Consider the following 12,196-nt stretch of genomic DNA (forward strand, 5'->3'; position numbering starts at 1 on the left):
GATTAATTTGCCGGCCATGCACCTAAGCAATCAACCTTCCGTCAATAATTATCGCATCCTTACCAGGATGTTGTGCCTTTACCGGCGGGTAAAAAAACAAGAACGTTTTCTCAAAGACCATCTTCCGGTAGCATTGGCCGGTCTTATTCCCAATATTGAACAAACATTTACTGCTACCCATATAAAAAGAATAACCAAATACTGGCAACTGGGGTTAAACCTGGTTTGCGGCAACCTGTATGAATTAAGTGGCAAAAAATTAAGTGCTGAAGAAAATAAACGCATTGTTCTGCTTAGTGTTTTCGGGCCTTTGTTCGATGATCTTTTCGACGACAAAATTCTTGATCACGAACAGATAACCTCACTGGTTACAAATCCCACAACCTATGTAGCCTTAAAAGATACTGACCGGCTGGTTGTAAAATTATACCTTGAGATATTGCGGAACCTGCCCGGGAAAGATTTGTTCATTGAACAGCTACAGGCAGTCGCTTGCTGGCAAAAGGAGTCGTTGAAACAATTAAATGAAAATATCGCCGAAGATGAACTTTACCAGGTAACCTATAACAAAAGTTATTTTGCAGTGCTGTTATATTGCGCTGTGCTCGATGATTATCCAAATGAAAAAGTAAGAGAAATACTTTTCCCCATTGCGGGTTTAATGCAATTGACCAACGACGCGTTTGATGTTTATAAAGATGTGAATAACGGCGTTTATACGCTGCCCATTTTATATCGCAACTACGAAAAACTGCAGCAGAACTTTATGAATGAGGTGGCGCGCATCAATAATTTATTATGGCAGTTGCCGGCTTCTAAAAAAGCAAAACAAAATTACGCTATCACTATACATTCTCTGCATGCCATGGGTTGGATGGCGCTTGAGCAGTTAAAACAAGTAACAACAGGCATACCAACGGTTGCAGACCTTCGCACTTTGAGCAGAAAGGCGTTGGTATGTGACATGGATAGTTTAAAACAGATAAGGAAATGGCTAAGTCACATCCGGCGTATCGCAAATTACTACGACCCTTCTGCCGGCAACCTCGCTGCAGCAATTACCATCGCTATGCCTGTTTAAAGGCCACTCTGTAGAAACAGAACGGCGTACTTACTAGCTATGACACAAAAATTACAATCAGAACCGAAAAATATTTAAAGCGGAGCACTAGGCGCGTTGACGCATTAACTCCAGCTGTTTTGCTTCAACATAGAACGATTCGCTTTGCTCTACGTCTATATAACATGCTTTTTGCACCTCCAGGAACTCTTTATCATCGCGCATGGCAATGATCGCTTCTTTATCGAGCTCGTATTTAGCACGAATTAGTGAAGGGAATCTTTCTTTTACCATATCAAGTATATTATCCCAGGTAAACATTTTGTCTTTGGTAACCCTGGGTGTTCCTGTACGAAAACCGATAACACTGTGTAAAAGATCAAGGCTTTTGCGCCGGCCCCAATTATCTTTCTGCTCTTTTGCATAAACTTCCAACGTTTCAAATTGCCTTTCTTTTTCGCGGGTGAGGTGAATGATCTCATCGGCGAACTCATCTTTAATGCTATTGATGCGCTCGTTTATTTGCGCTTCTAAAAAACCAAGACGGGCAGAAATTTCAGCATATCTTGCAGATGCCTCCTGGGCTTGATCATAATCTACATTGTTGATCACTCGTTTTTTTTCACGGAACATACGTTTATAATTTACTTGTTTATAAAATAAGGTAGCAGGCGGTGCATTGGTGGGTTCTTCTGCCACCGTACTAATGCACGCTTAATACCTGCTCTTCTTCTAATTCCATCAAATAGCTTTTAACAGGCTCGTAATACTTCAGGAACTTTTCGTCCTGTACACGTAACCAGTCGTACCCGCTTCTAATTCCTTTAATTACTCCAGCGTGGTCGGTTGCTCCTGTAAGGTTAGCCAACACGCAATAAGAGATCTGTGGAAAACGCTTTTTGCCTGCCATCCATAATAGTTTTCTCATAACAGGTCTGTCGTTTGCTCTGCTTTTATCACTTACCCATGAAAGTTGTACATTCCAACATTCACACATTGACTCAAACAGTTGCCTCACATCATCTTCCACTCGTTTATTCGAATAGCGGGGAACCAACACTACGTCAATACCAGCTTGTTCTTGAATTTCCGATTGAGCACGCGTAATTACTAGACTTACGATTGATAGCTCTTTTCTTGTGAGTATATTCATAACACTTCCGATTTTATTATTTCGCTAATCATTTTTTTATATCCGTTGCTCATAATTAATCCTACCGGCGAACACTCATCGGCTAATACGCGTGCATCGTGCCAATTACGATACAGCCTCCTTTTCTCTTCTATAGAAAGTTTGTCACATTTCACCAGGGTGCCGGCAAGAACATAATCTCTGTCGAGCCATTCGTACTTCCACCATTTCCAATAAAGGCGATGGAGTAACACTTCATCAATAGCCACAGGATCTTTTGATATATAATATTGCAAATACAAACAGCCACATTGAAACTGAAATTCTCCATACTGCAGCTCGTCCCACTTGAGTAAATGGCATATCTGCGCTTTGAGATGGGGAGCCAGATCATTCTGTATAAATAAATGGATCATGATCAGGCAGCTTTCATGCTTCAGGATTCAGGTCTTGTTTAAAAGGCACAACATCTTTTGCAGCCCTTAATAACATGTTATCGTTCTCAATTATGTGCATGTAGGTTGCCAGAATTTGCTCATTTTCTCGATCACCTCTGACCACTTTTCTGACATGATCGGCCGTAACACCGTGAATTTCTGCCACCAAAGCAGCCACATCGCGCCGCCGGAGCATTGATTCCTCGATTTTTTGCCTACTTTTAGCCTCATGCATATTTGTATCGTTTTTCGATACAGCAAATATACGCCTCATTTTTTGACATTACCAATTTTTGAGGCAGAAAATTTTACTTTATGCCAACTTTTTTTGCATCGAACCTTTCTTTTTTAAGAAAAAAGAAAGGACTGACACAAGCAGAAGTGGCTACAGCACTGGGTTTGAAGCGAAATACCTTTTCGAATTACGAAACAACCCATTCTGAGCCTGACTTGAACACATTAGAAAAAATTGCCTCATTTTTCGACATCTCAATGGATGAGCTTATCAGCCTCGATTTGTCGAAAGAAAGCCTTGTCGAATTAAAAGGCGGAAATGATGAGAAAAATGACGATCGTGACAAAAAAAATGGCGCGGTTGGGGGCAATGTGACTTCCGTGGTGCGGCAGTATCAACCGCCTGTAGATGACGACCTGCCGGTTTCTGTGGTGGGCAGCACCTTATACCCCTATCGGCGTTTTCAAGCCCCAAAAATTGTCACGATCGATAGCCAGGGCGAAGAGAATATAATATATGTACCGGTGAAAGCAAGGGCTGGTTACATGCTGGGGTATGGCGATCCGCAATTTATTCAATCGTTATCGGCTTACCGGCTGCCTGGTTATACCAACGGCACTTACCGCATATTTGAAGTAGAAGGCCACTCCATGTTCCCCACGTTGCAGGATGCCGACCGTGTTATTGCCCGCTGGGCCGACATTTCGGAAGTTCGTGATGATCGCGTATATGTATTGGTTACCCGCACACAGGGTGTATTGATAAAACGTCTTATTAACCGCCACCACGAAGGGAAGATCATTGTAAAAAGCGATAACAACCACGCCGGTGAATTTCCCACCATAGTTATGGATATGGATGAAGTGGCTGAAATATGGTATGTGGTTGAACGTTGGACAAGACAACTTCCGGGCCCCGGTGAAATTTACAAACGCCTGGTAAATATAGAAGCTGAACTGGCCATGCTGAAACAAAAGATGGGAGAATAGACTGGCGTCTTTTCTCCCAACTGATTATTTCATGTGCATTTCTCTTGCGTTGTTACTCACTTCTTAGCGCATTCACGGGATTGGCTATCGCCGTTTTAATTGTTTGAAAACTGATTGTAGCGATTGCAATGACTATAGCAATAATACCCGTTACCGGCAGTATCCACCAGCTTATTGTTGTTCTGTAACTGAACTGCTGTAAAAAGTAATTCATAAACAGCCAGGCCAGCGGCGAAGCAATGAGCACCGAAATGCCTACAAGCTTTACAAATTCTTTCGCCAGCAACCTAGTTATCTTAGCAACACTGGCGCCCAGCACTTTTCTTATACCAACTTCACGCCTTCTCATTTCAACCATGTAGGCGGTAAGTCCCAACAATCCCATACTGGCAATAAATATGGCTATCAATGTAAAGGAGTTTATTAAATTGGATGCATTCTTCCGTTGCTGAAAAGTACGGGCCACATCCTCATCGGCAAATTGCAGGTCGGTAATATAACCGGGGTTATTCTTTTTTAATATTTCTTCGACTTTGCTGATACCCTGCAACGATATGCTGCTGGTTTGCATTCTTATATTGATCGTTCCATCATCTGTACCATATCTTATCATTACGGGTTTAGATAATTCACCTGGCGAGCTTTGATAAAAATCCTTTACAACGCCAATGATATTCCAGGTATGGTTATCTTCCTTTATGGTTTGCCCAACGGGATTGGCAAAACCTAATTCCTTAGCAGCGCTTTCATTTATAACGCAGGATTTTTTATCGGATTTATAATTATAATAGTCTATATCCCGGCCGGCCAGTAAAGTAAGTCCATTCGTTTTTACAAAACCGCCAATGGAAGTAAACAAACCAAATGAAACATATTTATTATCGTCCCTGCCATTCCATTCCAAACCACTTATACCGCCGCCAGACCTTGTTATTGCCGAATTGCTTTTACAAATAGATGTTACCAAACCGGTACTCATTAGCTCCTGCTCAACGGCTTCAAAGTTTTTTCGCAGATCATTTGTCATTGACTGAAAGATCAATCCATCTTTTCCAAATCCCATTTCCCGGTTTTCGGTAAAACTGGCCTGTTTGCGAAAAAGGATCGCAAAGTTCATAAGGAATATGGCCAGCACAAACTGAACCACTACCAATATACGCCGTGGTGTTATCAACGACGCCTTATTGCTGAATACGCCTTTTAATACCTTAACCGGTTTAAATGACGACAAATAAAAAGCAGGATAACTGCCCGCCAGTATTCCGGTAAACAAAATAAACGTCAGCGTCGACAACCAGAAAGCCGGTAAATGCCAGGGAATATCTATTCTAACTTTAGCCATGGCGCTGAATGTGGGCCAAACCAGCTGAACAATGAGTAAACTTACGCAACCTGCAATAAAAGCCAGTAAGGTTGATTCTGTTATAAACTGTACTATCAGCGATTTCTTTACCGCGCCCATTATCTTTCTAACGCCTACTTCTTTTCCTCGTTTTCCACTGTGTGCCGTGCTAAGGTTCATAAAGTTTATACAGCCTATTAAAAGCATTATTGCAGCCAGTACACTCAGGAAATATATTTCGGATTGAGTTTTCGGTTTTCCCTTTTCATCAAACGAACCCTGCAAATGCATTTTTGCTACAGGATGTAAAAACACCTGGGAATGTTGTTCATTTTTACTGTGCCTGCTAATAATATCAGCTATCTGTTTATCAATAGTACCTGCTTCTTCTGCCTTATTCAACTCAACAAAAGTGTTTGCAAAATAAATATCCCATTTATCGTTATTATCTTCCCAGGGTAACAGATATTCAAACTTCAGCGAACTGTTCATTGGAATATCTTTAAGCACCCCAGATACAGTAACGTCGCGGGTATTATCCAAACGGATCACTTTATTCAAAGGATCTTCCTCACCAAAGATCTTTTTTGCCAGCTTTTCAGTAATAACAATTGCATGCTTGTCATTCAACGCTGCCTGTTTGCTCCCCGCCAATAAAGGAAAACTAAACATGTTCAGGAAAGGCGCATCGGCATAATAACCATTAGCCTGTAGCATTTTATCTTTATATCCCACCTGCTTTCCTGTGCTGGCAATGCGGGCCATCTGTTTTATTCCCGGAAATTCCTTTTGCATGGCCGGTCCCAGTGGCGCCTGGCTATGGTCATGACAGATCAGGCGGTCATTTACAGAGGTTTTATTATATACTTTAAAAACCTGGTCTTTCTTCTCATGAAACTGATCGATGCTTATTTCATAATAGATATTCAATAAAAGCAAACCAGCGCCGGCCATTCCCAATGCCAGTCCTGTTATATTAATAAAAGAAAGTAATGGGGTTTTAAACAGATTGCGGAAAGCAGTTTTAAAATAGTTTTTGATCATATGCTCCTTTTATGGCGCCTGCGGCAAAAGATGCCAACCTAAAAAATGCCAGTTTTTTACACGCTATAACCCAACAACTTATAGTTAGACTGGTTTATGCTTGTGTACGCTAATGTTACAGTCAGTGTTCATTTTTAAAGGAATAATACAAAAGCAGGAGGCAGGAAATGCATTTTATGTTTCGTGAATACCAAACAAGACAACTTCGCAGTCCAGGTAAAATAAGAGATGGGAACAGAAGCTTTCTTTAAAAAAAATTAAATTTTTTTTTATAATATCTGGCACCTTCCAGGCTTAACCGCACAAGGTGCCACTTTTTTTTGGTAATAGCAAGCCCAACGAATAAGTGTGCAGTTTAAGCAATAAGTGTGTTGTTTTAGGCAATAACCGTGCACCGTAACCTGAATGCATTTATAGTTCGCAGGTATAAAAAACAGCGAAAATGCACCGTGTATACTATACAGTAACAATCCACGCTAAAAAACCACAACAATAAAGGTTACACTAACCCGTTTCTTAGTCCACAAACCTAAAAAAAGTTATGAAAACCAAAAACCGCCAGTTCCTGGCAATGTCTGCTGTTGTAGCCCTTACTTTATCAATTGTAGTAACCAGCTGTAAAAAAGATAAAGACGACAGCCCTAAACCATTAAGTGCAACCATAGACGGCACAACCTATGATTTTTCAGGAGTAACAGCCGTTGCTGCTAACGGTGGTATCCATATTGAAGGCGACCTGACCAAGGATTCATCATACTTTATAGTTTCAGTACCGGATACCCTTAAAGTTAATACGGCGTATGATTTTGACGATGTAGATATTGCCTTTTCTGACAATAAGAGAAATGCTATGTTTATGGACTTTGCTTACAATGCGCACGGCACATTAAAACTTACCAACTTTGACAAATCAGGTAAAAAAATTGCCGGCACTTTCAGCGGTGTACTTTATAGCTGGTCAAATGCAAAAGACAGCACGGTTATCACTAATGGCCAGTTCAACGCCACATACATTTCACAATAAGAAACCAATTACCCGATAGTAATATATAAAAACAAGAGAGTCCCGCCTTGAAGGCGGGACTCTCTTGTTTTTATAGCGATCAGTGTATTACTCAATAACCAGCGTTGTAATTGAATGGGGCAAACTATTAACAGCAGCAGCACTGCCCTGTAACCACAAATTATATTCTACCGCATCGTTCGACAGGTTTAACACTACTACTATCAACTTACCATCAGGATTTATAAATGCCGTTGCAGACAGTTTATCGCGGCTCGAGGCCGTACCAATACGGTTGGCGCCGGCTTTTACAAACTTTGAAAAATGCCCCAGGTAATAATAGGCATTTGTGTAAATCAACTTACCTGTTTTTGTATCGGCATGTACCGGCGCAAAACAAAAGTTACCAACATGGTTTGGTCCACCGTTCTCATCGAGCAGAATATTCCAGTCGGTCCAGGCAACGGTACCACTGTTGAAATCATTCACCAGTGAAAAGCCATAACGCTCGCCAATTGACCATTCGTTGATGCGGTTCAAATCAAACTTCTCAACACAGCCTTCTGTAAACACAAGGTTCTTATCGGGAAACGTTTCATGCACTCTTCTCAGGTTCTCAAATTGCATAGCGCTTCCGGTCCAGGTTTCGTACCAGTGAAAACCAATACCCCAAACATATTTGGCAGCGGCAGCATCATTTAAAATAGTTGTTGCCCGCTGGTACAACAGATCGCGGTTATGGTCCCACGCAATCAGCTTTTTACTGCCCAGGCCCTGTTGTTGTAATGTAGGCCCTAAATACTTCTTTATGAAATCGCGCTCTTCTTCAGCAGTAAAGATGCACGATTCCCAGCGTTGTTTGGCCATGGGCTCGTTTTGTACGGTTAGTCCCCACACAGGAATGCCTTTGGCTTCATAGGCTTTAATGTACTTTACAAAATAATTGGCCCAGCTTTGTTTAAATTCCTCTTTCAATTTTCCGCCCTGCAACATGTTGTTGTTGTCTTTCATAAAGGCGGGTGGGCTCCATGGACTAACAAATAATGGTGTTTTTCTTCCGGCGGTAGCAATGGCCCTTTTGATCATTGGTATACGATACTTCTCATCATGCGCAATATTGAACGTTTTCAGCGCGGCATCGTTCTCGGCAATATACGTGTACGTATCGCTTGAGAAATCGCAGCTGTTAATATTCGTACGCACCAGTGAGTAACCGATCCCTTTTTCCGGATTGTAATAAGCATTTATCAATTCATCCTGTGTGGCAGCAGGCAACTTTGCAAATGTTTCGGCGCTGGCGTCGGTAATGGCGCCGCCTATACCTGTTATGGTTTGAAATTTTCGCGTTGCATCAATAAATACGCAGGGCTGAGTCTCCAGGGGCTGGCCATACGGAGTAAGGGTTAGGGTGTTTGTTTTTGAAAGCCGGTAATCAGTTTTATCGGCAGTGGTGTAAACGGTAACGGTTTTATAGTTTTTCTTAGTGCCGGTTTGTTGCGCCTTCACAACAGCTGCTTGGGTAACAAGAATTAAAAACGGGACAGCAATTTTCTTCATTATAATTATTTTTCTATTTACCATACATAGGTTCCTACAGCGCCTCCTTTCAATAGTGAGGTAACCATACTGCCATTGAACTTTATGTTGAATGATTCGGTATTTGTTCCTTTATTCAGCACGATCAACACTTTTTTACCCTCAGGATTTTTGAATGCCACCGTTGCCAGTGAACCGGCATTGGTAGAACCTATACGTACCGAACCGGGACGAACAAATTTGCTGGCATGCGCAATTATGTAATACGATACATTTCTACTTACATTGGAGCTAATGGTGAGCGCCCCTAAACAGGAAGTGCAACCGCCGGTAGTATGTGGTTTGTAGCTGGCATCTGCCGCCAGGTTCCATTCCAGCACATTACGGCTCCAGTTACGGGTGGCGCCAATGATCAGGTTCTCCACATGCCATTTCAAATCGCCGGCAAAATCGCCGGGGCCACCCACCCATTGTTCAGTAAAATAAACATGCTTGTCGGGGTGCGCACTATGTACCGTACTAAGCGCCGAAATACTGCCGCCGTACAAGTGAAAGGCCGAGCCATTGACAAAAGGTTTGGCCGCTGCATCGTTCAATATTGCCAGCGGATATTCAGGCTTATCGGCATTATGATCGTAAGTAATTATTTTGGTGTTAATGCCGGCGCTTGCAAAGGCTGGTCCCAGGTTATTTTTAATAAACGAAGCCTGCTCCGTTGCCTGCATTACCATGCTTGGGTTATTGCCACCATGCAGCGGTTCATTCTGCGGGGTAATGGCGTCGATGGTTATACCTTCGGCCTTCATTGCCTGTATATACTTTACAAAGTAATTGGCGTAAGCTGCGTAATATTCGGGTTTCAGACTACCGCCTTTAAAGCTGCCGTTGGTCTTCATCCATACCGGGGCCGACCAGGGCGATCCCAGGATCTTTATTGAAGGGTTTAGTGCAACGATCTTTTTCAGAATGGGTATCAGGTCCTGCTTTTCTTTGTTGAGGGTGAAATGCGTTAGATTAACATCGGTTTCGCCAGCAGGCATGTCGTCATAGGAGAAGGTAGAATCACTAAGGTCAGAGGCGCCGATACTGATGCGCAAATAACTTACGCCTATGTTTGTACTGTCCCACAAAAAAAGCTCTTTCAATAGGTGATCACGTGTAATGGCCGGCAACGAATTCAACAGGGTAGCGCTGCCGCCTGTTAATGTATACCCGAAGCCATCAATCGTTTGAAAAATTTGGGCGGAGTCTACTTCAATAGTTGTGCTTGCAGTGCCCGTACCTGAAAACACCAGCACATCATTCGATTTTCTAAAAAGCAAAGTTTTGTCGCCATTGGTTACATACAAACTTACAGCGGTGGTAGCTTTTGGCGGGTCTGGGTCGGGGGTAAGAGGTGGATTTTCGGCATCATTGCTCCTTTTGCAACCGCCGGCGAGCATTAGCCATACCAACCAGAATCCTACATTAAAACACATATTAGCGCAAGTCAATTGTTAGTTAATTAAATCAGCATTCTAAAAATATACTGTTGATGTGCCCCGGCCTAAAAAGGCACCACTACATTACCACATCAACTATTGATTTATTACTTAACGGTAGTAAACTGTAAGGAACGGAGGTCCATTTCACCGGAATCGATATAAATGCGAAGGGTGTTGGCGCCTTTTTTCAATTCTACATCATTTATTTCCAGGGCCTGCCAGTCGCTACCTTTTGGCACTGTTACCTTTTTGGTATTGCTATTATTCACATATAAAGAGAGCCTGCCGTTTTCCTTGTTAGCATTGTAATTAAGCTTCACCTTGTATTTGCCGCCCTGTACAACATCGAGTGTGTATTGTAACCATTCGCCGGCAGCTGTATGGTTTACAATGTAACTATTAAGGGCTGCAGGGTCGGTGGTAATATCAACGCCATCATTTCTATATACCCGGCCGCGGTTGCCACCCCGTTTTCCATTTGAAATGTGGTAGTCGGCCGTATCGGTGTCCTGGTAGGCTGCGCCGTTTATACCCAGGTCGTAGTCAACAGCTTTTACTTCAGCACCATTTTTTATGACATGGGTTTTAAATGGAAGGGTGGATCTCGAAAAAGGCTGCCGGAACAGTGCATCCAGCACATCGCGTTTTATAATGGTATTCTCCAGGCGTGTGGCTGCTGCCAGCTGCATCAATCCATTATATGCTTCCGCTTTTGAAGGCTGCGGTCCTCTTTTTGACCAGTATGCAAGTACCTTATCATAATCTTTGTTCGACAGTACCTGCATTGGGTTATTATTGCCCAGTTTTTTTAGTGGCCACCAGGCCCAGCCAATATTGTTGGCTTCGAGCAGCCTCACCGCTTCGGTAAACCACACATTTGAATTCTCACCGGTTTCGCCCAACCATACCGGCACATTGTATTTCTCCCTTGTATCGAGTATATGTTGAATGGCTTCTTGGGTGTTGAAATTCCAGTATTTATGAAAGCTTAGTACCATATTGTTATCCCAGGGTGGTAATATGCCATTGTAATTATTGCCCCATCCATTGCCTTCAATTATGATGAGGTGTTTTGTATCAACCTCGCGAATGGCTTTGGTAATATCCACCATCAATTGCTTAAGGGGCTCATTCCCTTTTTCGTTAAGGCCGTTCTTATCATTTACCAAATCGGCAAAGCCCCAGTTGGGTTCATTAAGAATATCGTAGCCGCCAATAAATGGCTCGTTGGTGTAACGCTCTGCCAGCTTTTTCCACAGCGCTATCGTTTTCAGACGGTTGGCCTCGCTATCCCACAACGATGGTTTGGCGGGGTCGCGGTCAGAAATATTATTGTCATTTCCCTGTCCGCCCGGTGCGGCGTGCAGATCGAGAATAAGGTACATGTTATTGGCTTTGCACCAGGCAAGCAGGCTATCGGTCATTTGAAAACCTTTTTCCAGCCAGGTTTGCTTTCCGGCAACAGGTTCCTGCTCAACCGGCAGCGTATACAGGTTATAGTGCATGGGAAGACGAACAGAGTTGAATCCCCATGCCTTCATAGAATCGATATCAATTCTGCGGGTATGGTTTGCCAGCCAGGTATCGTAAAATGTGCGGGTACTATCTTCACCAATAAGTTCAACCATTTGTGCCCTTATTCTATGTTGCATGCCTAAGCCGCTTAGTTGCAGCATATACCCTTCCTGCAACATCCAGCCGCCTAAACCAACTCCACGAAGAATTATGTTCCGGCCTTTTTCATTCACTATTTGTTTACCGCTGACCTTTAAAAGACCCTGGGCATTGGATTGATGTTGTTTAACTATAATTATCAGTAAGAGGAAAAGCAAGCGAATCGGTTTGTTTTTAAACATGGGGCATTTTTTGGGTAGCTAAAATTAGAACTACCATTTAAAAAATTTCATTTTATCACCACATCATTACCACATCAA

Annotated in this window: 11 protein-coding genes; 3 read left to right on the forward strand and 8 right to left on the reverse strand. The window is 42.6% G+C overall.

Annotated features, from left to right (window positions below; translation table 11 throughout):
• Window positions 1-16: 16 nt before the first annotated feature.
• Window positions 17-1,081, forward strand: coding sequence for a class 1 isoprenoid biosynthesis enzyme (locus tag GGD38_RS16350; RefSeq protein ID WP_375297318.1), 1,065 nt, complete (start codon window positions 17-19; stop codon window positions 1,079-1,081).
• Window positions 1,082-1,168: 87 nt separating this feature from the next.
• On the opposite strand, the gene GGD38_RS16355 is transcribed toward GGD38_RS16350, so the two are convergent.
• The 4 genes from GGD38_RS16355 to GGD38_RS16370 all read right to left on the reverse strand — a co-directional run bounded on the left by GGD38_RS16355 (window position 1,169) and on the right by GGD38_RS16370 (window position 2,864).
• A complete protein-coding gene (locus GGD38_RS16355; RefSeq protein ID WP_375297319.1) occupies window positions 1,169-1,693 on the reverse strand; it encodes a host-nuclease inhibitor Gam family protein in 525 nt (174 codons plus the stop codon).
• Between the two features lie 70 nt (window positions 1,694-1,763).
• Window positions 1,764-1,988 (reverse strand): hypothetical protein, encoded by a 225-nt coding sequence (locus tag GGD38_RS16360; RefSeq protein ID WP_375297320.1) that lies wholly within the window; start codon window positions 1,986-1,988, stop codon window positions 1,764-1,766.
• A gap of 221 nt (window positions 1,989-2,209) precedes the next feature.
• A complete protein-coding gene (locus GGD38_RS16365) occupies window positions 2,210-2,608 on the reverse strand; it encodes a hypothetical protein (RefSeq protein ID WP_375297321.1) in 399 nt (132 codons plus the stop codon).
• 13 nt (window positions 2,609-2,621) lie between these two features.
• On the reverse strand, window positions 2,622-2,864 hold the full coding sequence (locus GGD38_RS16370; RefSeq protein WP_375303849.1) for a hypothetical protein: 243 nt from the start codon (window positions 2,862-2,864) through the stop codon (window positions 2,622-2,624).
• An 80-nt stretch (window positions 2,865-2,944) separates the two neighbouring features.
• On the opposite strand from GGD38_RS16370, the gene GGD38_RS16375 reads away from it, so the two are divergent.
• Entirely contained in the window at window positions 2,945-3,853 is a 909-nt protein-coding gene (locus GGD38_RS16375; protein WP_375297323.1) for an XRE family transcriptional regulator, read from the forward strand.
• 52 nt (window positions 3,854-3,905) lie between these two features.
• Here GGD38_RS16375 and GGD38_RS16380 read toward each other — a convergent pair whose 3' ends face one another.
• A complete protein-coding gene (locus tag GGD38_RS16380) occupies window positions 3,906-6,239 on the reverse strand; it encodes an ABC transporter permease (RefSeq protein WP_375303850.1) in 2,334 nt (777 codons plus the stop codon).
• Window positions 6,240-6,780: 541 nt separating this feature from the next.
• Here GGD38_RS16380 and GGD38_RS16385 point away from each other — a divergent pair.
• Window positions 6,781-7,263, forward strand: coding sequence for a hypothetical protein (locus GGD38_RS16385; RefSeq protein WP_375297326.1), 483 nt, complete (start codon window positions 6,781-6,783; stop codon window positions 7,261-7,263).
• Window positions 7,264-7,350: 87 nt separating this feature from the next.
• Here GGD38_RS16385 and GGD38_RS16390 read toward each other — a convergent pair whose 3' ends face one another.
• The 3 genes from GGD38_RS16390 to GGD38_RS16400 all read right to left on the reverse strand — a co-directional run bounded on the left by GGD38_RS16390 (window position 7,351) and on the right by GGD38_RS16400 (window position 12,118).
• Window positions 7,351-8,799: a glycoside hydrolase family 30 beta sandwich domain-containing protein gene (locus GGD38_RS16390; RefSeq protein ID WP_375297327.1), complete on the reverse strand. Its 1,449-nt coding sequence runs from the start codon at window positions 8,797-8,799 to the stop codon at window positions 7,351-7,353.
• 17 nt (window positions 8,800-8,816) lie between these two features.
• Window positions 8,817-10,256 carry a glycoside hydrolase family 30 beta sandwich domain-containing protein gene (locus GGD38_RS16395; protein ID WP_375297328.1) on the reverse strand — a complete coding sequence of 480 codons (1,440 nt, stop codon included), beginning with the start codon at window positions 10,254-10,256 and terminating at the stop codon, window positions 8,817-8,819.
• Window positions 10,257-10,366: 110 nt separating this feature from the next.
• Entirely contained in the window at window positions 10,367-12,118 is a 1,752-nt protein-coding gene (locus GGD38_RS16400; RefSeq protein WP_375303851.1) for a cellulase family glycosylhydrolase, read from the reverse strand.
• Window positions 12,119-12,196: the final 78 nt, after the last annotated feature.

It is taken from the genome of Niastella sp. OAS944, from assembly GCA_024809215.1.
GTDB lineage: Bacteria > Bacteroidota > Bacteroidia > Chitinophagales > Chitinophagaceae > Niastella.